Origin of the sequence: Pelagicoccus sp. SDUM812005 (assembly GCF_031127875.1) — a bacterium.
Lineage (GTDB): Bacteria > Verrucomicrobiota > Verrucomicrobiia > Opitutales > Opitutaceae > Pelagicoccus.
This window is the reverse complement of the sequence record NZ_JARXIA010000026.1, coordinates 57,233-80,100: the sequence shown is the minus strand read 5'-3', so window position 1 is coordinate 80,100 and position 22,868 is coordinate 57,233. Positions and strand designations below refer to the sequence as shown.

Sequence of the window (22,868 nt, the reverse complement as noted above, 5' to 3'; positions counted from 1 at the left end):
CTTCCCCACCCCTTGCACCCCCCTTTTGAATATATGAAATAATCAGATCCAACGCGACTTGACAATTTAACCCATAGCAGGGGTCAAACCGTAATGTTTGACTTTATGAAAACGCACCCCACCCTACCGCCATGCCAAGAGCCCCACGCATTGAATACTCCGGAGCGATCTACCACGTAATCAATAGAGGTAACTACCGTTCCTGGATCTTCGAAGACGATGGGGCGAAGTTCGCATTCGAGAAATGCCTCTTCGAGGCTTGCGAACGCTCTGGCTGGATCCTTCACGCCTACTGCATCATGGGCAACCACTACCACCTGGCGATAGAGACTCCGCAACCCAACCTCAGCGAAGGGATGCGATGGCTCCAAAGCGTTTACGCGAACCGCTACAATCGATACAGGAAGGAAAGAGGCCATCTCTTCCAAGGAAGGTTCAAGAGCATACTAGTAGGCGACGGGGACCGGCTCGCTTGGCTTTGCCACTACATACATCTCAACCCCGTCAGAGCAGGGATCACGCAGGTCCCTGACCTCAAAAGCTACCCCTTCTCGAGCTACCCAAAGCTTTTCAAGTCCAAGGCTCGCGAAAGTTTCATGAGCTATGAATCGTCCCTCGAGGGAGCCGGAGGGCTCAAGGATACGCCAGCGGGAAGGAGAAAATACACGCAATACCTCGAATGGCTCAACCAAGACGAACAAGCCCAGAAAGACGCGGCGTTTGAAAAGATGAGCAAAGGTTGGGCTCTGGCCACTAAAGACTTCAAGAAGGCGATCATCGCCGACCAACGGAATAGACTCGCCGCAATCGAAACTGGAGACAAAGACTTCGCCGAAATTCGGGAAGAGAATTGGGCAAGCGAACTCGGACGCTGCCTGAAGGCTCTCGGAAAGAACAAAGAGGACGCCAAGAAGGATCGGAAGTCAGCAGATTGGAAAGTTGCAATTGCGACCCACCTCAAGACCAAGCACCTCTGCAAAAACCCTTGGCTTTCGAAACACCTAAAAATGGGGGCGCCCGCCGGAGTGAGTCGCTACTGCTCGGAGTTGAAGTCTGGAAAGAGGAAACAAGCGGCGAAGCTCCTCAAGATTCTAAGTTAAAACATTACGGTTTGACCCCTTTTCAGAAAAACTACGGCAATAAAAACCTGAGCATTGCCGTTCACTGCGACAACTCTAGGTGGCGGCTTTCGCCTGCTTCGAGAACGATGGCCTCCGCGCACGCGAGGCCATTGCCCAACCGAAAGCGCTCCAGCTCCAGGCGACCGAAGAGAACGGTCAAGACTGCCCGATGGTTAGCGAGCTCGCAGGTTCCCCAAGAATCGCCGTTGGACCAGAAGTGCCTCCCATCCCGCGCCGCGAATTGCATCGACTTCTCCACTCCCGAATAATGAAAGCCGGTCAACGCTAACACCGCCGACCAAGACGCCAGCGCCCGACCGTAGTGATGTCCGCACTCCGCTTCGTCGAAGGGTGAACGCTTGCGACCGTCGTAGCGCTCGCGAATCGCCGCGATCAATTCCAAGCCTTGCTCGGTCATACCTTCGTAAAGCATGTGAACCGCGGCCGTATACTCGAAACCGGTCATCACCTCGTTGGCATAGGGAAAGGGATTCTCCGGCGCTCCGCCTTTTGGATACGTCGCCATCAAGGTTCCGGACTCGTCTCCTAGCACGAAGGAGCGGAAATGATTGAAGTGATCATGGAACCGGCGCTTGAAGTTGTATCCATAAATCGACTCCAAGGCCTTTCGTTGCTTGGCCGGATCCGACAAGCTTCCGATCCCCAACACGTGGGCTGTACATTGCCCTACGAGTTGATCCACTAAGCAGGCAGCGCCCAGCTGCAGATCCGGATTGCTTCGATCTTCCGCCCCCATGCTATGCGTCAAGCCATCGGCTACCACCGCGCCTTCCTCCAACGGCTCAATAATCTGCTCGAAGAATTCACCGTTGAAGCACCGCTCCTCCAGTCGCTGAGCCCCTTGCTCGGCCAGGCTGCGGCACTCCGCCGCGAAAGAAGTTTCCTCCAAATGATCTGCCATCAAAGCGGCGCAACGCAAGGCGCCCAGGTACCAGAAGCCCATCTGGGCGTTGGGACCGTAGTACTCCACGTCCATGGTATTGTGCTGGCAGCCTTCCATCACCCCGTCGCGGTCCGCATCCCAGCCTCCCTCGATCCAGCAAAACTCCAGCGCCTTGCGTACCCGCGGCCAGAGCCGTTCCAGAAACGCATCGTCGCCGGACAGCTGCCAATCGCGATACGCTTTCATGATGCAACCCATTTGCCCATCGGCCGCCGCGATCTTGAAGGATCGGGCCTCCGTTTCCAAAGGCAGTCCGACGCGAAAGCTCATGCACCCATTTTCGCCCGTGGCATGCAGGAACTCGATCTCCCGCATGTCGCGAGCAATGCTGCCGAAAAGCAGTGCAGTAGCGTGTTCGTAATTCCAAACATGGGTACAGGAGCCCTCGCAGCAGGCCCGACAGTCGCAGGACCCTTCCCAGGCGTAGAAGTGTCCGTCCGCCGTTCGAAAACAGGTCTCCGTCCGCAAGGTGCTTAAATTAAACAGAGCCGATTCCTTGACCACCTCCGGCAAGTCGGAACCGATGAATGCGTTGACGAAGGAAAGCGACTGCTGTTCCAAAGCCTTCAAGCGGGGAGCGATCTTCATCGCCGCGTCAAAGGAATCCGAATACAGGGTCGCGTAGTAGTTTCCTACCGTGGGACGATCTCCGCAGGTTTCGTAAGCCGTACAATGATAATACGGGCTCCAAGCCTTCCGGTTCGGAAAACGCCAGGTGATCAAAAAAGTAATCTCCGTCTTCTGTCCCGCCGGCAACGTCTGCTGCACGCACAACGAGGCTAAGGGACTGTCGCTGGCGGACTCCCGCTCCTCGAGCCGGCCGTCTTCCGTGAAGTCCTTCCAAAAATCGAGCTTCGTTCCGCCCCACCCCGCATCCTTCCAGGCCGTGCGACGAGTGATGCGGCCTTCGCTCACGGTTGAAAGCGAAATATCGCCCTTATGCCGACAATCCTCCGGCAGCTCCGGGGCATGCATAAAAACGCCCGTCAAGCCGCCGCTGTCCCGCAGCTCGTTCCGGTTTCCCCGCACTCCGGAAAAGCCGCCCTTCTGGTGCGGAGCGGGCGAACACCCGTTTTCATCTCCAATATAGTTCGGAATGCTGCCGCACACCGACACGTTCAACTCCTCGCCGGAAAGGTTCTCGATCTCGTAGGACAACACAGCCACCGGCAGACCGCTCGCCTCCGGGTCGCCCGGCACCATGGGATTGAACGCCTTGAGACGCGCCCGCAGCGGCATATCCGGATCGCTCAAGGCTACCTGCCCAAATGGATAAGCCACCAGGAACTCGGCCTCCCGGAACCGTGGAAAACCATGGTTCGGAACACCCGCCCCGAAATGTCCCTCGTAGTCAGTCAGCTCGATCGGACCTTCCAACATGCGGGCGGAGATGCGTCCGCTCGTATCTATGCATCGAATACATAAGAACGGCGATACGCTCTTGGTTTCGTCCTCATCCGACTCCGGCACAAAGCCCTTGTCCGGAGCATTGCAAAGCTCCCAGTCCCGCAGATCCCCCTTGCCGCCCAGCGAAATCGTACCGGTACCAATGCCGCCCAGCGGCATGGCAATCTTGCCCAAGTGATCGCGATCGTAGGTTTTCAAGACCGGCCAATCGGCGCTGGTTGTGAATCGTTCCATGCTCTCGCTCGATGCCCTACTCGCTGTCGTAACCAAACATAGGATACTCCTACGTTTCCCCTAGCCGAACGACACCTCCAAACGGGAACCTTTGCTGAACTTCAGCCCGGAAGCGAATTCGCAAACATACCGGTCTGATTCCGCGCGGAACGCGGCTGGAACCGGTTGACCGTCCAAGCTCGCTCGAACGCCGCTCGCCGAAACGCCATCCACCTTGTCGAGGGCGAACTCCTTCAGCTCCAGTTGCCCGTAGCGCAGCTCGACGCCGGCCACCAGCTTGCTGGACTGCACCTGCTGGGTGAACTGCCCCCAGCCTTCCGCCGTAGTAAAGGCGGCTCGGAAGTCCTCCTGCTGCATGCGCGGGCCGAAGCCGAGCTTGCCTGCCGGGCCGTCGTAGCGGTAGCCGCAAAGCGCCATAAACGCGCTGTAGCTCGCCATGGCTCGAGCGTAGTGATCGCTACATTCGACTTCGTTGTACGGATTGCGTTTGCCCGGTTGATAGCGGTCGTTGATGGCTTTTCCGATTGCAAGCCCCTCTTCCAGCATGTCTTCCCAGATCATGAGAGCGGCGACCTGCCACTCGAAGCCGGACATGCACTCGTTGTAGTAGCGGTGAAAATTCGTCTTGCCCGCATTCTCCCTGCCAAAGGGCCACGTGCACATGACAAGGCCCGCGTCGCCTTCGGCTGCGTACCAACGTCCCTTGGGGCGCAGTTTTCGGAATTCGCCCACATCCGGCGAGAAGTTATAGGTCCAAAGAGACTTGAGCGTCCTACGCACCTTATCTCGCGGCATGACCGGATCCAGTCCGAGGTTTTTCAGCCAGAACTCGCCCAGCACCTGATCGATGTGACAGCCCGTAGTCGAGCCGCGCGTCTTCTTGGGTTCAAGCTCGGGAATATGAACGAAGTATCCAAATTCCTCATTCCACAACTGGTCGATCATGCCGGCGGCTCCCTTGGCGACAATCGACTCGTAGCGCTCGGCCACCTTCGGCTCGTCCATTTGGCGCGCCATCTGGGCGGAGGCCTTGAGGGCGGCATGGTACATGTTGATCAGCCAATGCACTTGCCCAAACCAATTGCCATCGAGCGTATTGTGCTGGGCACCCGCCATCATGCCGTCCTCGTCCTGGTCCCACGTTTTTATCACATAGTCCATCGAGAGCTTGGTGCGCGACCAGAGGCTTTTTAGAAACTCGAGATCGGTAGTCATCTGACTCTCGCGCAGAACGCGGAGGATCGAGCCGCACTGCCCGTCAGGCGCTTCCTTGAAAGCGCTCTTGGAAGCGCGGAAATTCATCGCTCCGCTATCCTCCTTCAGGCATAGGCCGAAGTCCACCTGATCGCGGCATTCGCGTTCGATCACGGGGAAGAGGCGGGCCAAGCCCTGGGCGTAGTGCCACACGTGCGTGCAATTGCCCTCGCAGCAGGTCACGCCTTCGTCCAGTCCGTAGCGATTGTTCTGCAGGGCCAAACGAGCCGCCACCTGCGTCTGCATGCAGTTGACGGGAATCAAAGCCCGCTCCAAAAGCCAATACGGCAAAGTCGAGTCGTACCAGGTATCGACCCAGCTCCGCGTCTCTTCCCGTAGTTCCTTTTCCCTTACAGCCACGGCACCGGCAGAATCGCTAGCGGTCGGCCACTGCGTCGAGTAGTAATTCACGTCGCGGCTCCAGACCGTCTTGCCGAAGCCCTCGACGTAACGGGCATTGGGGAAACGCCACGATAGCGTGAAGGCGATGGTCTTCCGCTCGCCCGGCTTCAAGCGTACCGTCTTCCCGACCGATGCGAATGCTCTCTCGCTGAAAGGGCGTTCCTGAACCGTCATCGCTTTCCTGTTGGGCTTCGGGGCTTCGAACAAATCCGTCGCTCCCGCGTGGGAACGCGTCGTATCCACAAAGTCCGGTTTCGCGTCCCCCAGCAGTCCCAAAGCGATCGCTCCGAAATCGGTGGCATGATCGAAAGGCACCGTGTCGCCGGAGCTATCATCGTGGCGCGGCTCGGTCCAACACTCCACGACCGACAAGCCGTCAAGCTCGCGATACTGGCTCAAGCGGACGCCGTTGCTGTTATCCTTGCCGGTACGGTAGTTGGAAAAATTCTCGATCCACCCAGCGATCGTGGCCTCTTGCGTTTCCTTCGAGGTATTCTCGATCGTGTAGCGCATCACGGTCACGGGATGGCTCGAGTCGTCGCGATTCAGGGGAACGAAAGGCGTGTACGCTTCGAGCTGGACCTTGACCGGACAATCTTCGTCGGCGTAGGAAACGTTTCCCATCGGATACTCGTTGGTGAAAACGATGTCGCGAAATCCATCGGAATCCAGGCTGCGGACCGTCCGCTCCTTGCCGGACCCGACCTGCAGCGCGAAGCCCTGGTCCATAGGGCTGTAAGGCTTGATGGGCTTCATGTACTTGTGCCCCGCGCCCATTTCCTTCCAAACGTCGTCCGGCTGGCCGTCCAAATTCCAGTACCAAAGCCGGCCGTCGCCTCCCAAGTAGACTTGGCCGGTGGCAATTCCACAGATAGGCATGCCGATGAACTCCAAGTCGTCGCCTGTCGCGTTCATCGCCTCACCACGGGCGTACAGGCTCTGGATCCACTCCTTGGTCAGCTTCTTGTCCGAGGGGATGATCTTCTCGAAGTCCTCCTTGGTGAAGGGACCTGCCATCAATCGAATAGGTCCCGCAGCAAAAAGGGCCGCCGTTAGGCTAGCAGCCTTGATAAAGTCGCGACGGCCGACCGCAGATTCTGCGATGTCGCTACGCCCGGGGTTAGAGCAGCAATTTTCCTGAGTATCCATTTTTGCTAGAATACGCTAAAAGCCCCGCTTTAAGAATGGATATAGAATCAAATTTTTTGCACTTTTAAGAAACCGCCATGCATAACACGACCTTTATCCAAACCAGCAACCGGCTCCGCACCAAGGTGAACCACGCCCTCTGCCTGCACGATTTCGAATGGGCGGGCAGCAACACTCTACCCATGAACCGGCTGTTTTTCCTTTTCCGCAGCCGGGGCGGATACATCCGGCACCACGACCACGGACGCATCGTCAAGGAGCTGGAGCTGAAGACCAACCATATCTATTTCATGCCCAAGAATGCCGAGCTGTCCTTTCGCTTCGAAAAAGGGACCGGCGTCGTGGCCTTCCACTTCACATTGGAGGCCTTCGGCGGCTTCGACCTGCTGGACGGCATCAAGGACTGCCGCATGACAAAAGCGTCGGCAGCCGAGATCGCTCCCATCCGCCACATCATGGAAAACACAGAATCTCCCCGGGATGCCGTCATGCTGCAGGCCCTGCTCCTTCAGCATTGCTGCGCGTTCATGGATGAGGACAAGAGTGCCCTGCCCCATCAAATCGTCCTCGACGAACGCTACCGATCCCTCTTCGAGCAAATCGAAGCGTCACCCAACGCAGGCCTCACCATCGGCGAGCTCGCCCAGGCGGCAGGCCTCAGCCGCGACGCCCTCTCCAAGTCCTTCCGCAAGGATTTCGGGATCCCGCTCAAAACCTTCCTCCAGCGCCGCCTCGTCGACCACGCCTCTGAGATGCTCCTCTACACCGATATGAGAATCGGAGAAATCGCCCTCAAGCTGAACTTCAACGACGAGTACTACTTCTCGCGCTTCTTCAAGAAGCACACCGGCAGCAGCCCCAGCGTCTTTCGAAAAAAGACCACGATCTAGAAATTTCTCAAAACGATCGACTCCAGGAAACGGATACGCGACGCCTAGTCCGCGTCCTCATTGCCAGCGCCTTCACGGTACACCTGCAGCGGCATGCCCTCCGCAAATCGCTCGAGGAAAGGATCCCGCTTGGTTCCCACCTTCCGCAAGGTATCGCGAGTCAGCGGTTCGATTCCCAAGCCGATAGCTGGCGAGCCGTCACGGAAGGAAAAGTCGCCCTGCGCCAGATCCACGAAAAGCGGGTCGGCCGCGACGCTGTGGCGATCCGCCAAGCCCGTCTGGCTCTGCCCGCGCTGCGCTTGCAGGATCGCTTCCGCTCCGCCCTGCTCGTGGTAGTAGAGATTGTAGTCCAGGCCACCCTTTACCTTGCTAAGCCTACGGTGAAAGGTCTGCGGACTCGCTGAAGACGTATAATAAAAAACATTACGGCTGAGATCGGCGTCGGGATCTACCGTGTTTCCAGCGCCTCCGGTCAGCTTTTGGCAATTGATATAAATATTATGCTGGGCTGTATTCAGTCCCTTGATCGCGATACCGGAATCGCCAAGCGTGCCGAACAATAGGTTGTGGCTAACCGTCGCCCCATGACTGTCGTCGTCGGTGCGGATCATCGCCCCCTGAGGATGATTGTAGGTCACGTTGTAGCGAACGATATTTCCGTCCCCATTGGCCGATAGGTAAATGCAGTTCCCGTCGTGCAGCAGCTTAAGGCAGTCGTGGATTTCGTTGAACTCGATGATGTTTCCGCGGGCATGCATGTACGACTCGTAGGCCGACCAGTCTTCCACCGAGCTCAAGCGAACCTCGTCCCAGCGAATCGTGGGCAAATGCTCCCTGGTCCCCTCCGGAAACATCCACTGCGTATACGGATTCTCCACCCCCATCTCCTCGAAAAGCGGAGCGAAGAAACGGCGGCGCACCCCGGACACGACCAGTCCGGTATAGGCCTGATCGTAGATGTGGTTACGCGAAATGCGGTTGTGCCCGCTTTGCCAAACGAAAATGCCAGGAGAGTGCAAAAACAAGCGCCCGACCCTCGTGATTTCGTTGTCGAAAACGACGTTGTTCTTGTTGACGTCCTTTCTCCCGGGTCCGTATCCGCTGAGCAATACGCCGGTCCCGCCTAGATCGCGAAAAGTGGAACCTTCGATCGTAATGTTCTGGCAATACAGATCGAGCCGCACGCCGTCGCTGCCGCTATCGGAAAAGACGCAATCGCGCACCACGCAATCCTCCGCCCCACGAAAGCGCAGCAGCCCGTTGGCCTTGTCCCACATATTCCAGTCGTGCTGGATGCCTTGGTCTTCCGCCAACCACTCCTGACGGTCGGCATGGGCGAAACGAAGCCCCTCGAACACGATTCCTCTCACCGCTTGGTCCTTATCGCCGCTGGCCGAGGGATCGTTTACACCTTCCACGCGTACCAGCTCGTTCAGCGCAGGCGCCACGACCTGATTTCCCGGCTTTCCGGATTTCGGCCAGTAATAGAGAACTCCTTGGCGCGAATCGAGAGCCCATTCTCCAGGCGTATCCAGATGGTCGACACAGTTCTCTACGACCCAATCCCCAAACAGGTTATAGGTTGCCGGTACGCTCAGTTTCGCCGTTTTCGCCTTAGGATCCACCGAGGCGATCCCGAGGAAATTGACCAGCCACTTCCGGGTCGGTTGGCCGTAGAGCTCCAGATCCTCCAGATTCTCCCAAGGCTTGAGGACCTCTCCCTCGTACGAGAACGAGATGCGGTCCTCAAGATCGCCGGCATACTTCCTGCGGTTGGCCTCGACACTTACGGCAAAGGGCTCCGATTGGGCGCGCGGCAACAGTTCGTTGCCGTCGAAGAGGCAATGGAAGAAAGCCTCGCCTTTCGCCCAAGGCACCTTCGCCATCCAAACCTTGCCGCCCTGCAGCGGAGACTGTACCCAGTTCTCAATCACCCGCCCCCCGCTGACCAGAGGCCGAGCTCCCGGGGCAGCTCGATAACGGGTCACAGCGCCCGCCGGCGCCGCATCCTCCAGCCCGAAGACCAGCGTTTCCTCCAAACGGTAGCTGCCCTCGTGGACCAGGACGTCGATATCCCCCTTTTCGCCCGCCGACCGCAGCGCTCGCACCGCATCACGCGCCGCTGGCAAGGTGGCGATCTCGCCCTCCGGCGAAACCGAAAGTTGCACGCCCGATAGGGAGCTGGACAGGGTGAGAGCAAGCAGGGCTAGCCTTGGCAGCATCGTTTTCATTAATCAATCAGTCTGTTCGCAAGTCGCCCGTCAGAGAAAAACGGATACGCTACACCTAGTCCTTCTCTTCCCGGAGAACACCATCGTACTTGCTGGCTTCCTCCGTCGCCTTACGGGCACGCTCGATTCCCTTGGCATCGTACAAGCTAACCTTCTTGGACCACGGCACTTCGCGATCGAAGATGGTTCCGTAGGGTTGATAGTTATTGTAGTCGACCGCTTCCTTCTTCCATCCGGAAAGCTGCTGGTCGTAGCGTTTCCGCATATTCTGAAGGGCGGACTTGTATTCAGGATTTCCAGACAGGTCGGTAAGTTCGAGCGGGTCCTTGTCGAGATGGTAGAGTTCCTCGGTCACTTCGAAGCCTTCGTCCGCGTAGGCCCAGTGCACGTACTTCATGTCCTTCGTCACCACGGCGAGGGCATGGGTAGGCGCCTGCCCCCAAACGTTGATCAAGGCGATCGACTCGTGCAATTCCGCCTCCGGATCGTCATAGAGCTCCATCAGGTTCTTGCCATCCATGTTCGAAGGAACGGGCAATCCTGCCAGGCTCAGCATCGTCGGAGCAAAGTCGATATTGGCCGTCAGGGCCTCGGAACGGAGGCCTTTGCCGGAGTTCGGATGGCGCGGATCGTAGATGATCAAGGGAACGCGAGTGGACTCCTCGTAGGGCAAGACCTTGGAGCCGTATCCATGCGAACCGCAGAAGAAGCCATTGTCGGAGGTGTAGATGATCACCGTGTTGTCAGCTACGCCCGCCTCTTCCAAGGCTTCGCGGATCATCCCTACCGCTACGTCGATGGCGTAGATCTGCTGGTGGTAGATCGCCATCACCTCGTCGTACTTGTCGGAATAGTTCCAGGAGTGGAAACGCTCGTATTGGCGGTCCTGCTTGCTCTGCTTGGAAAAATGCTCCCCGTGCTCGCGTCCGTAGTTGGCAGGCTTGGTGAAAGTCTTACCTGCGTAGACATGGTCGAACTGGGGATCGGGCGTGGCTGGCTTGTGGGGCGCCTTGAAGCTGATCGAGAGGCTGAAAGGCTGACCGCTCTTGGCCGACTCGTGGATGAAGTCGCGTCCAAAGGCGCCATAGGAGAGGGTCGAGTGCGGATATTCTTTCGCGTAGGCCGCCATCGACTTGTTCTTCGCCGTCACATAGGTAGTCTGGCCCGGTCCGCCGCCCCAGCGATCGAAGTCGCTTGCCGGAAGCTCCAGCTTCGGGGAATGAGGAGCCTCTCGCAGGTCGAAACCGAACTTGCCTGCAAAGGCCGTGCGGTAGCCCGCCTCGCGCAGAAGCATCGGATAGGACTTGGCCCAAATGCTAGTCAGCATCTCGCCGTGGCTAAAGTTGGTCCCGTGCTTGTATTCATACATCCCCGTCATCGCCGTCGCCCGCGAGGCCATGCAGATCGCCGTGGTAACGTAGTGGTTGTCGAAGGCGATCCCCTCTTCCGCCAAGCGGTCGATATGGGGCGTCTGCACATCCGGATTCCCGTAACAGCCAAGCGTGTAGCTGCTCTGGTCGTCCGACATGAGGTAAATGATATTCGGCCGCTCTTTGGTCCCAGCAGCCTCTGCCTTAGGCCAAGCACCCAAGCTCAAAACTGCCACCAACGCTAAACAATATTTCCCGTAGTTTTTCATCTTATAGAACTGACTTATAATTCAAATTTTCGGCCCCTGCGCCTCGCCTATGGATTCCACTCCGGAATACCGGATTCCTTCAACTGCTTTTCGTAGCGAACGTTAAAAGGTTGCTCCTCGGGAGGGACGGTTGGCAAGCCCTCGTTCACCAAGAACGGGTCGAGCGAATCCCACCACTTGTCGTAGGCGGCGCTTAGCTCCTGCACCACTTCCGGAAATTGTCCCGCCACGTCGCGCGTCTCTCCTGGATCCTTGGATACATCGGAAAGCTGGGTCTCCCGCTTTCCCTTGCTCAGGTTGAACACCAGCCGCCAACGCTCCGTGCGCACGGCCGCGCCGTTGTACTTGTTCTCCTCGCGGCTCATCCGGTTCTTCCGACCGTCGTCCCAACGCCCCTTGTGCACGAACAAATGACGATCCGCCCAGTCCGCGCCCGGATCCTGCAACAGCGGAACCAAGGAACGTCCGCCTGGAGGCAAGGGGCTCGAAGGGATATCCGCCCCTGCTAGCTCGCAAAAGGTGCGGTAGAGGTCGAGGTGAGCCGCCAAAGTATCGATATCAACCCCAGCGCCGAGTTTGCCCTCCCAATACCAGAAGGATGGTACATGGGTACCGCCTTCCCACGGAGAATTCTTTCGCCCCTTCAAGCCTGCATTGTGCGGGTGGATCGTCTCCCCGTCCTTCTTGATCGGCGCCATGCTCATCCCGTTGTCCGTCATGAAGATGATCAAAGTATTTTCCAAAGCGCCCCACTCCCGCAGCCTTTCCATCATGGCGCCAAAATTGTCGTCGATGTTCTCGATCATTCCGTAGCGAGCCGCGGAGCTCTCATCGAGCCCTTGCTCCAGGAAGCGCTTCTTGTATTCGTCCGGCGCATACATCGGGCCATGGGGAGCATTGAGGGACACGTAGGCGAAGTAAGGGGCCTGGGCCTCGTGCTGCTTCCTGATCCACGCCAGAGCCGCATCGAAAAACACATCCGTGCAAAAGCCCTTGGTCTTCACGATCGTATCGTTGTGCAGCAGGACGTTGTCGAAGTACGGATTTTCCGAATTCGCAAAGAAGTCGCCCAAGGGGCCCTGTCCAATGCCGCCCGCTCCGTGCATGAGCACTTCGTCGAAGCCACGGTTTTGGGGCAAGTAGGCTTCCTCGTCGCCGAGGTGCCACTTCCCGAACAGGCCGGTTCTATAGCCCGCGCGCTGCAGGGCTTGCGGAAAGGTCACCACATCCAAGGCCATGCGCTCGCGTTGCAGGATGGTATGGGTCACCCCAACCTCGAAAGGCCGGCGCCCGCTCATCATGGCCGCCCGCGTCGGAGCGCAGGTCGGGCTTACCTGAAAATCGGTAAAACGCGTGGACTGCTCGTAGAAGCGGTCGATGTGCGGCGTCTGCACGAAGGGATTCCCCATGCAGGACAAGTCCCCCATGCCTTGGTCGTCGGTGAGGACGAAGATGATGTTCGGGCGGCTCTTGGCGAGCGAGGCGGCGGAGGCCACGCAGCAAAGGGCCAGCAGGGCGGACGCGACCGCGGTCAGCGGAGCGATGAAGGGTCTACGTTTCAGCATTCGAATCGGTCAGGGGGGTTGAAGGGGAAAGGATACAGGCGCCACGGTTGAGGCAAGCCAAAGACCCAAGACTTTACCAGATGCAAAAGGATCCTCGCGCTATCATTTTAGGCGGTGCCGAGACCCCGCGCCCGACCAAAAAAAGGTTCATTACCAAAAGCAGTGGGATTGCCGTTTCCCTGTAGGGCCTTTGCCGTGGCGAGACGAAGCTCAAAGAGCGAAGGCTGCTTGCGACGTGCCGCAGATTTCTGCGCTAATATCCTGCATGGCGGCGTGGCAACTCGCGCCAACCCTACACTCGAGAACGTCTCCCCCCAAAAGGGTGTTTCTCCTCGAGAAAAGGGGAAGCAGGTATCCCCGCTTCCCCTTGTGAAGGTGAAACCGATAAGTGCCCCCCTACTCCGCGTAAGCGAGATAAAGGGCTTCGACCTCGGCAGCCGTCAGGGCTACGTCGTACAACTGCACTTCGTCGATCGAGCCGTTGTAGCTGTCGGTCGTGATGTTGCTACCGAGAGTGGCCGCAGCAACGGTACCGACGGATTTGTTCTTTCCCGTACCGCTCTGCCACAGCGTTCCATCCAGGTAGATGTTCATTACGCCCGAAGTGGCGTCCTTGGTGAAGACCCAATGGTGCCAGGCCCCCTCGTATTCAGCAGGCGTAGCAAGCTTCTGGATACGATCGTATCCCGATCCATCGCCGACATCCCAATAGACCTGCCCGTTGCTCCAGGGCAAATGTACATTCAGCAAGCGACCGCCAGCGGAATCCTCGGCGTAGAAAACCGAGTTCTTGGCTGGGTTCGCCGTATCGCCATTTACCCACATGGCAATGGTGAGCTGGTCGCCAATGCCGGAGAAGGCAGCAGTCGGCAGGGTCACGCTCGAGTCGCTGCCGTTGAAATCAAGGGCTTGCCCATCGATTCCTCCGACCCAAGCGGCGTTGACCACTGCCGCGTCATGGCCGTTGCCAGACAAGTCGGACGCAACGGCTCCCGCCCCGTCGTCCAAGGCCCAATAAGCCACAAGGTCGGGATTTTGGCCCGTGGCAATAAGATACGAAACTTCGATACCATCGATCGACCACTTATCGTTGGTAGCGGACGATCCGTTTGCGAATGCGACAGTCGATGCGGACCCGAGATCGAGGGTATCCGGATTCGTCGAAAGCCGCACGCCTCCTGCGGAAGCTGGCACCCCGTCGAGGGTCACGAGGACGCGATCCCCTACACTTTGCCCGTTGTTGATCTCGGCGAGTTCGAAGGCGAAGTTCGAGAAATGCCCCGGAGTAAGGCTTCCGGTGGTATTGATCGCTCGGGCATTGCCGATCGAAGTTACCGATTCACCGTCGCTTCCCTTGAAGAGAAAATCGGCTCCGATGCCCCAGCTCGTGCTGGTCGTGCTTCCTCCGGAAACGCCGCTCTGAATGCTTCCGCCAGACATCGGCGTTACATCGACAGCGATCTGATAGGTTCCCAATCCGTCGGGGGCTGTCTGTACGGGCGACAGCAAAGTCGCTACCGCATTCGTTCCGTAGTTGGTATTTGGAGTCGCTTGGATGATTGAATTTCCAAGGACTTGCTCCCCGCTTCCGGAGCCAGCCACGGACAACTCTACCCAGCGGTCTCCGCTGCCCGATGCGTCGCTGGCCCGAAGCCGGAACTGGTAGGTGGTGGAAAAGGTTTCGTTGGGAGTGCCGGAAAGATCCCATACACCACTGCTGGTTTGGCTGATGCTCAACCACGACGGAGCGCCCACGAGAGAGAGGGTGACGCTATCGCCTTCCGGATCATAGAAATCGACATTCTCGACAAGGGTGCGGGAAAACGCTTGGCCGGAAGCAGCATCCGGCATGGGCGTAAGCGCTCTCGACCAATTCGGAGCGCCCGGAGATTCCAATTCCATCAAATGCGCATCCATCCCGTTTAACTGAGCCAAGGCCCAATCCTTCGCGATCAGTTGCTCGTTGGTGCCGGATTTAGCTACCAAAGGGAGCCCCCAGGAAATCGCTCCGCCATATTGGACGGCTTCCAGATTCCAGAGATTGAATTCCGCATCGGTAAGGGCCGGGGTATTGCCGCCGTTCCAAGAGGTGGTGCTCATGGGCGGATCGTAGTGGCCGACCACTTCGTCGTCCCAAGTCCAGGTCTGCGGATCGATGCCGGAGTGAACGTTCCCGTTCGTTTCCTTAATCTTTTCGATATGGGCATAGTTCCGGTCATAGAGCGGCGGGTTCCCAATCGTGTGGCTTCCGCCGTCCCTTCCTCCATTGTAAGGGTGTCCAAACATGAAATCGTCCGCATGGGTCGCCTCGGAGAACGGATTCAATTCCTCCGTATCCCTCTCCGGACTATTCTGGAACGAGCAGGCGGCATTCGGATTGCCGGCATGGCACGCAGCTGCGAAGGCATTGTAGATCATTTGATCCTCGTAGACGCCATTGGTAGCGTTGTCGCCGTTCAACACCATATAGCTTCCGGAATCGAAACACCAGCCATCGATCAAGGCTCCATACCGGATCGCAAAGACTTTGAGAACGAATTCCGCATAGCAAAACATGTATTTACGGTTCGGATACTGGGCCTCCGCGTACACATAGGTCCCTGTCCCGGCATCCCACACGCCTGTATGGTACGGCTGACTGGCGATAAAGGCCTGGGCTTCAGGATCGGTATCGCACCACGCTTTCCAGCGTTCGGTTATGTTCGGAATATAGTCCGGATTGGATGAACCGACGCGGTTTAGCATATTCGAGCTGTTGACATACACCATCACCCTCATGCCCGCTGCCCGAGTAGCCTTAACGATTTCCAGGAAAGGATCCTCTCCAAACGAAGTGCGAGGGACTACGAGGTTGATCGGATCGCCATTAGCATCGGTGTCGCCTTCCCAAAAGCTTTCCAGCAACGGGTGCGGCCCCATGTGCACGGGCGACTTGATCGAGGACTCGCCGAGATGGACCTGAATATAGTCAATCGTCTTCAAGTGGCTTATTTGGTTGAGAAACGGTTCGATCGACAGGCCTTCATGGCCACCGTTGTACAAATTTACTGGCTTCCAGTTAATCCCCCAGGTTCCCCTGAGCCAATCGGCGCGATCCGCGCCCCAAGCGCTTGTCGCGGCAAGACTAGCGGCGCATGCCAGCATAGTCATGTTTTTTACTATCATTCGTTTCTTCATACGTTTCTGCTTTTTCGGGGTTGAACGCTATTAGGCAAAAGTTGAGCCCCCACGCGTCACATCCCTAAAAAACGCAGGCAGAATCCGGCGTAGCCAACACGTACCGAACGTATTCGACGACCGGAAATCCGTCGGGTTCGAGTGGATACAAAGGGTCCCAGCATCATCCTTCAGTTGACGAATTCGACCGCTCTCACTGAGCTCCGACTCAATAGCGCTGAGCTAAGAGCACGCTCGAGCCTAGCGATAAGAAGACAAGCCGAACGACAATCCGAAATCGGACGCGTATTGGATAGGGGTATGGGGTATAAACGGGGGGGTAGGTGAAAGTTTTATTAACAACGACACGACTCGATCTAACGAAGCTCGAACCGATAACCTAGCATATAGAACTCCCACCGCTTAACTACCGCCATTTTTAGGGGTGCCTGCCCTCCCCCCATTCTGCATACCCAAAACACCCGACATTGGGCAAAAAAAAGAGACGGCCCGATATCGGCCGCCTCTGTGTGATTAAATTTTAACTACGCCTAGTCTAGGTCCGGATAGTAGGATCCAGCAGGAATGATCGTATCCTTCTCGATCACTACTCCCCGACCGATGTAGGAACCGGCACCGATGAATACGTTCTTCTTGATCGTCACGTTGTCGCCGATGACGACCTCGTCTTCGATCACCGTGTCCTTGTCGATGTCCACTCCGGCCCCGACAAAGACCTCGTTGCCAATCGAGACAGCCTTTTTGATTTTGGAGTCATCACCCACCGAGAAGTCGTTACCGATAATCACTTCCTTATGGATTTCCACGCGGGAACCGATGTTCACATGGTCGCCGATCACAACGTCCTTGTGGATCGAAACTCCAGATCCAATCAACGGCGCGTAGAGGATTACCACGCTAGAATCGATGTTGACGTCCGCCGCCACGCACAGGTCGCCGTAACCGTCGCCATTTAGGTCAAGCTGGCTCACATTCGCTACAGTGGGGCAATTGTCCCACTCGTCATCGATGCCATCACCATCGTCGTCGAGATCAGCATTGTCGCCAATACCATCTCCGTCGAGGTCCTCAGTCTCCGTCGGATCTAGCGGGAGAGCGTCCTCGGAATCAGGTACCCCATCGTTGTCGTCGTCGAGATCGGCATTGTTTCCAATGCCATCACCGTCCGTATCGACAGACTCTGCAGGATCGTACGGGAAGGCATCCTCCGTATCCGCAACGCCGTCGTTGTCATCGTCAAGATCCGCGTTGTCGCCAATACCGTCGCCGTCGTGATCCGTTGATTCGGTAGAATCCAGCGGAAACAAGTCCTCCGCATCGCTAACGCCGTCGTTGTCGTCATCGGGGTCAGCATTGTTTCCGATGCCGTCTCCATCCGTATCCACAGCTTCCGCCGCATCGTAAGGAAACGCGTCTTCCGTATCCGCGACTCCGTCATTGTCGTCGTCGAGATCGGCATTGTCGCCGATGCCATCGCCATCGTAGTCGGACGACTCCGATCCATCCAGCGGGAAGGCATCCTCTTCATCGGACACCCCATCGTTGTCGTCGTCCGTATCCAGTTTGTCAGGAACGCCATCGCCATCCGCATCGGGAGACGGATAGGTGATTCGCATGCTTGCCAGATTCAGAGTTCCGTTCTGAGCGGAAACATTCGGTGTAACCGAGCTAGCGAGCTCCAAGTAATCCGTCGGAGCGATCGTGCTATAATCGAGGTCAACATCCAATCCCTTGGATACGATCTGAACTGCGGTATGCCCCGTAGCTGCATCGTACGCGTAGGTCACCGAGATTGTGTAACCATCGGTATCGTCGTCGCTTGGAGCGCCGATTGCGGTGAAGCTTCCGTTACCTGGGACTTCATCGAACGCGAAATCCGCCCCGGCGGAGCCACGGCCTGGTCCGACCTGCAGACCGATAGCTGTTCCTTCAGCCGATCCCGCGTTGTTGAAGAGCGCGCTTCCGTTGGTGGCGTTGGAGGTAGGCGAATTCGTGATGCCGAAGAAAACCCCGTTGGTTCCACTGCCCACAATCGAGCTGTAGTTGTTCTCCACCACAAACTCGACGGTGAATTCCGAATGAGCGCTGAGGTCGATACCACTCACGGTATTGAAGCCTGGAGCGCCGTTGCCGGCTCCGGAGAGCAATCCAGTCACGATATCGACGCTGGTTGAGCCTGCCCCATTGTCGAAAACCTGCAGGGCTGGACCGACTTCGTTTTCGATCTCGTCGAAGCTATGCGAGAACGGGATCTCGATGTGAGCCGACTTGCTCGGATCCAAGGGGAATACATCTTCGTCGTCAGCGACGCCGTCGTTGTCGTCGTCAGTGTCCGCGTTGTTGCCGATGCCGTCTCCGTCTGTATCCACAGACTCATACGCATCGAGCGGAAACGCGTCCTCCTCGTCTGGCACGCCATCGTTGTCGTCATCCGTATCCACCGCGTCTGGAACCCCATCGCCATCCGTATCGATGGGATACGTGATCGCAATGCTAGCAAGATCGAGAGCTCCGTTTTGAGCTGAAACGTTCGGCGTCACTGCGCTAGCGAGAACCGCGTAGCTGGTAGGCGCGACCGTAACGTAATTGAAGTTTTCCGACAAGCCAGTGGACGTAATCGTTACCACCGTATTTCCGGTATCTGGGTCTTCGCCGTATTTAACAGAAACCGTGTACCCAGCTACCGCGTCGTCGTTTGGAGAGCCAATTTCAGTGAAGCTTCCGTTGCCCGCAACTTCGTCAAAGGCAAAGTCAGCACCAGCAGCGCCACGTCCAGGTCCTACCTGAAGGCCAATAGCAGTGCCCGACTCAGATCCCGCATTGTTGAAAAGCGCGCTTCCATCGGTCGCGTTGGCAGTCGGAGAGTTCGCGATCCCGAAGAATGCTCCATTGGTCGCGCTGCTTGCGATACTGCTGTAGTCGTTTTCAACTACAAACTTTATAGTGAACTCAGGATAAGAGCTGAGATCCAATCCGCTATCCGTGTTGAAACCAGCAGCCCCATTGTTGGAGCCAGAGATCTGGCCAGCACCGATGTCGGAATTCGTTCTGCTCGGGATGTTCGCGAAAACTTGCAACGCGGGACCGACTTCATTCTCCACGCCATCGAAAGTATGAGCGAAAACGACGTCTTCCGTGATAGATGCCTTCGTGGGGTCGAGCGGGAACGCGTCTTCTGAATCAGCAACGCCATCGTTGTCGTCATCGGCATCGGCGTTGTTTCCAATCCCGTCACCGTCCGTGTCAACCGACTCGTCCGGGTTCATCGGGAACGCGTCTTCCTCGTCGTTCACACCATCGCCATCGTCGTCTTCGTCAACTTCGTCTGGAATGCCGTCACTATCCGTATCGATCACCAAATCCATGCGGAAACGAATCGAGTCGAGCTGATACTGGCCACTAACTGGAGTTTTGAATACAAGATACAAATCCTGCAGGCCTAAGGTCTTTGCAGCCTCAGTCGTCAAGGTAGCCAATGTGGCAAGGTCGCCTGTCGCGCCGATTTCGAGCGATGCAATCAAGTCGCCGTTAACCGATCCGGCGCGGAACTCGATGGAACCGCCAGCCGCGGCGCTCGACACAACCGCATCGACAAGGTCCGGACCGTTTCCGAAGTATACTCGTTCGAACTTGATCCAATCCCCGTCGTCGATGCCGCTAACGCTGAAGCCGCCATCGGAATTCGGAACGATCTCCACTCCCGACTGCCCGCAGTAAGCTTCTGCTTCGATCGAATTCAGGGCTCCAAAGCCGCCGCAGCTATCGTCCGTCGTTGAACTCACGCTGTTATCGGTACCGTTATCCGTCACAGGGCCAACGGAGGCGCCAGTCGTGCCCGCGCTATCGGGTCCGAGCTCCAGCGGGTATCCGGTCAAATTGTTGATCTGAATGTCCGTGGCCGTTAGATCCGCAAGGCCACGCACGTCATCTCTGGGCATGCCCATGCCAATCTTCAGGTTCGGATTCACGGCGCCTTCCGAGCTTCGCAGCGTAATGTTATGGTTCCGACCTCCAATATAGGCAACCAGCCCAGAACCGTTTAGCGAGTCGTCGCTCGGCAGAATCGTAATATCTGCATTGGTGCCACTGGACCTAGAATACGGGAATCCGAGCACTGGACCGTATTTCGCGTCGCTGGCGCAATCCTCAATGGTTCCACCACCGATGGAGAAGCCCTGCTCGCACTCAATAGTGGTAGTGCCGATCACGGTTCTCGTGCCAGTGGCGTGAGGCAGCGTTACTCCGCCACGCATACGTTTCACCGTACAGTTTATCACCGTCGGGTTGCTCGCTGCACGCGGTTCCAGTTGCTCCCCGTTGATGATGGTTCGTCCGCCGTCGTAGGCTCGAATGCCCTCTTCCTGCAGACTCATCATAAAGCCAGGCGGCAAACGGTAGCCCCAATCAGTCATAAAATCGATATCGTAAGCCGGGCCCGAAGTTTCGGCCAGCATGTCATCCGTGCTGCGTACCTCGCCCTCGATATAACAGCCTTCGATCGTAGGGCTATCAGCCCCCTGCATAAATATGGCGTGCCCGTAAGCGCGATGGATAATTGTACAATCCTTAACGTGGTTCCGCTGACCGCGAACCAGCAAGGCGCTGTGCTTAAAGTGCTTGATGGTATAAGAGCCACCCTTGCCGAAAGCATCGCCGTAGCCATACGGATAGGAACCGCGCACGGTCATGTGCACGCCTTCTAGCCGGTTCTCGATTCCGTCCATCAAAGCGCTCAAGGCTCCCTTGCGTGGATAGTCGTGAACGGAGCCCACGTCTACGAGTGTCAGGTTTTTAACTACATTGTAGTTACCGAGAAGGTGCAGCTCATGCACCGCGTAGTTTCCGAAAGCATTGAATACGCCTGTCTCAACTTCAATCGTTACGCCTGCAAAGTCGTAGACGCTGTTGTTGCCCTGAAACATGAGCAAAGCCCGCGTATCCTGAATCGGTTCCACGAAACCGATCTCTCCGCTCGTAATATCGCTCGGCGTAATCCGATAGGTACCGGGAGCCAACTTCACTGAAACGTTGTCGTCGTCCAGGTAGGGATAGAGCTCCGCCAGGGAGTTGACCGTAATGGTGCCGTCCAACGGAAACTCGTCGTCTTCGTCAAGGATACCGTCGTTGTCGTCATCCGTGTCCGCGTTGTTTCCAATTCCGTCGCCGTCCGTGTCCGTATCTTCGGTCGGATCAAACGGGAAAGCGTCGTCGACGTCGGGTACGCCATCGTTGTCATCATCCGTATCCGTTCCGTCCGGTATGCCATCTCCGTCCGCATCAGCGATGCCGTAAGTGATCTTGATGCTGCTCAGATCCAGGCTACCGCCCTGCGTGGATACGTTAGGAGTCACAGAACTCGCCAACGCTGCGAAATTCGTGGCAGCTACGGAAGTAAAGTCGATGTCAGCATCCAATCCAGTCGACGTAATCGTGACTACCGTATTTCCAGTACCCGCCTCTTCCGCGTATTTTACGAAAATAGAGTAACCCTCCGTCCCGTCTTCGAGAGCCGAGCCGATAGCCGTAAAACTTCCATTGCCGGGAACTTCGTCAAAAGCGAACGAGAGTTCGGAACCACCGCGTCCTGGCCCAACTTGGAGGCCGATCGCAGTTCCAGTCGCTGAACCAGCGTTGTTGAAGAGCGCTGAGCCATCCGTCGCGTTCGACGTCGTGGAATTCGTGATACCGAAGAAAGTCCCGTTCAAGCCGGCGCTCGATATGCCGCTGTAGCTGTTTTCAACGACAAACTCGATGAGCATTTCCGAAGCGACGCTTAAATCGATACCGCTCACTGTGTTGAAACCGGCAGCCCCGGAGCCTACTCCGGAAAGCTCTCCCGTAGCGATGTCATCGCTGTGGCTGCCTCCATTGTCGAAAACTTGCAAGAGCGGACCGACCTCATTGTCGCTACCATCGAAGCTATGGAAAAACGCGACCTCGGACTCGAGGGACGATCTCGATGGATCGAGCGGAAACGCGTCATGCTCATCGGGCACACCATCGTTGTCATCGTCCGTATCCACGTCGTCCGGCACCCCATCGCCATCGGTATCCAACGCAGTCGCCTCAGCAGTGATTTTGATGCTGCTAAGGTTGAGCGTCCCGTTCTGGGCGGATACATTCGGGGTTACCCAACTTGCAAAATTCGAAAATCTCGTAGCCGCAACCGCGCTATAATTAAGATCAGCATCCAAACCAGTAGAGGTGATGGTCACCGCTGTATTCCCCGTACCCGCCTCCTCGGAATACTTGATGAAAATCGAATAACCGTCCGTAGCGTCGTCGCTTGGCTCGCTGATAGCGGTGAAGCTTCCATTGCCCGCAACTTCGTCGAAGGCAAAATCCGCTCCCGCGCCGCCGCGCCCCGGTCCGACCTGAAGACCGATCGCCGTTCCCGTCGTGGATCCGGCATTGTTAAAGAGAGCGCCCCCGTCGGTATTGTTCGCCGTAGGGGAATTTGTAATACCAAAAAACGTGCCGTTAATGCCTCCGTTCACGATAGCGCTGTAGTTGTTCTCAACTACGAACTCTATGGTGAAATCAGAATAAGCGCTCAGGTCCAAGCCACTAACGGTGTTGAACCCGGGGGCCCCATTGCTAGCCCCTGACAGTTCTCCGGTAGCAAGGTCGTGGCTGGCGGTGCCTGCCCCATTATAAAAATACTGCAACGTAGGCCCTACTTCATTTTCAACGCCGTCAAAGCTATGCAGGAAAACGACTTCCGCTTGCATCGGCACCGCAGCAAGCAAGCCAGCTGAGAATAGCGAGGCGGCCCACCTAGGGGTATTATTAATAATTCGTTTCATAATTTAGGTCTAAGACACTCTTAACCGAG

Annotated in this window: 9 protein-coding genes; 2 read left to right on the top strand and 7 right to left on the bottom strand. The window is 57.0% G+C overall.

What is annotated here, in order from left to right; translation table 11 throughout:
• Positions 1–131 precede the first annotated feature (131 nt).
• The gene (locus QEH57_RS22605; protein ID WP_309009072.1) at positions 132–1,100 is read left to right on the top strand and encodes a transposase; all 969 of its coding nucleotides are present in this window, start codon (positions 132–134) and stop codon (positions 1,098–1,100) included.
• A gap of 61 nt (positions 1,101–1,161) precedes the next feature.
• Here the strand turns inward: QEH57_RS22605 and QEH57_RS22600 are convergent, their stop codons facing one another.
• Together QEH57_RS22600 and QEH57_RS22595 are read right to left on the bottom strand one after the other, a co-directional pair.
• Complete coding sequence (locus tag QEH57_RS22600) at positions 1,162–3,726, bottom strand: GH116 family glycosyl-hydrolase (protein ID WP_309009071.1); 2,565 nt, start codon at positions 3,724–3,726, stop codon at positions 1,162–1,164.
• A gap of 60 nt (positions 3,727–3,786) precedes the next feature.
• Positions 3,787–6,531 (bottom strand): GH116 family glycosyl-hydrolase, encoded by a 2,745-nt coding sequence (locus QEH57_RS22595; RefSeq protein ID WP_309009070.1) that lies wholly within the window; start codon positions 6,529–6,531, stop codon positions 3,787–3,789.
• Positions 6,532–6,608: 77 nt separating this feature from the next.
• On the opposite strand from QEH57_RS22595, the gene QEH57_RS22590 reads away from it, so the two are divergent.
• The gene (locus QEH57_RS22590; protein ID WP_309009069.1) at positions 6,609–7,421 is read left to right on the top strand and encodes a helix-turn-helix transcriptional regulator; all 813 of its coding nucleotides are present in this window, start codon (positions 6,609–6,611) and stop codon (positions 7,419–7,421) included.
• 44 nt (positions 7,422–7,465) lie between these two features.
• On the opposite strand, the gene QEH57_RS22585 is transcribed toward QEH57_RS22590, so the two are convergent.
• The 5 genes from QEH57_RS22585 to QEH57_RS22565 all read right to left on the bottom strand — a co-directional run bounded on the left by QEH57_RS22585 (position 7,466) and on the right by QEH57_RS22565 (position 22,839).
• Entirely contained in the window at positions 7,466–9,652 is a 2,187-nt protein-coding gene (locus QEH57_RS22585) for a right-handed parallel beta-helix repeat-containing protein (RefSeq protein ID WP_309009068.1), read from the bottom strand.
• Between the two features lie 55 nt (positions 9,653–9,707).
• Complete coding sequence (locus QEH57_RS22580) at positions 9,708–11,291, bottom strand: sulfatase (RefSeq protein ID WP_309009067.1); 1,584 nt, start codon at positions 11,289–11,291, stop codon at positions 9,708–9,710.
• A 47-nt stretch (positions 11,292–11,338) separates the two neighbouring features.
• Complete coding sequence (locus tag QEH57_RS22575; RefSeq protein WP_309009066.1) at positions 11,339–12,856, bottom strand: arylsulfatase; 1,518 nt, start codon at positions 12,854–12,856, stop codon at positions 11,339–11,341.
• A 396-nt stretch (positions 12,857–13,252) separates the two neighbouring features.
• Positions 13,253–16,006: a LamG-like jellyroll fold domain-containing protein gene (locus QEH57_RS22570; RefSeq protein WP_309009065.1), complete on the bottom strand. Its 2,754-nt coding sequence runs from the start codon at positions 16,004–16,006 to the stop codon at positions 13,253–13,255.
• 557 nt (positions 16,007–16,563) lie between these two features.
• Positions 16,564–22,839: a thrombospondin type 3 repeat-containing protein gene (locus QEH57_RS22565; protein WP_309009064.1), complete on the bottom strand. Its 6,276-nt coding sequence runs from the start codon at positions 22,837–22,839 to the stop codon at positions 16,564–16,566.
• Between the last annotated feature and the right edge of the window lie 29 nt (positions 22,840–22,868).

What these genes read in the sequence shown, in the direction of transcription:
- QEH57_RS22565 (WP_309009064.1), bottom strand. Translation starts at nt 22,839, where the DNA reads ATGAAACGAATTATTAATAATACCCCTAGGTGGGCCGCCTCGCTATTC.
- QEH57_RS22580 (WP_309009067.1), bottom strand. Translation starts at nt 11,291, where the DNA reads ATGAAAAACTACGGGAAATATTGTTTAGCGTTGGTGGCAGTTTTGAGC.
- QEH57_RS22590 (WP_309009069.1), top strand. Translation starts at nt 6,609, where the DNA reads ATGCATAACACGACCTTTATCCAAACCAGCAACCGGCTCCGCACCAAG.
- QEH57_RS22600 (WP_309009071.1), bottom strand. Translation starts at nt 3,726, where the DNA reads ATGGAACGATTCACAACCAGCGCCGATTGGCCGGTCTTGAAAACCTAC.
- QEH57_RS22595 (WP_309009070.1), bottom strand. Translation starts at nt 6,531, where the DNA reads ATGGATACTCAGGAAAATTGCTGCTCTAACCCCGGGCGTAGCGACATC.
- QEH57_RS22570 (WP_309009065.1), bottom strand. Translation starts at nt 16,006, where the DNA reads ATGACTATGCTGGCATGCGCCGCTAGTCTTGCCGCGACAAGCGCTTGG.
- QEH57_RS22585 (WP_309009068.1), bottom strand. Translation starts at nt 9,652, where the DNA reads ATGAAAACGATGCTGCCAAGGCTAGCCCTGCTTGCTCTCACCCTGTCC.
- QEH57_RS22575 (WP_309009066.1), bottom strand. Translation starts at nt 12,856, where the DNA reads ATGCTGAAACGTAGACCCTTCATCGCTCCGCTGACCGCGGTCGCGTCC.
- QEH57_RS22605 (WP_309009072.1), top strand. Translation starts at nt 132, where the DNA reads ATGCCAAGAGCCCCACGCATTGAATACTCCGGAGCGATCTACCACGTA.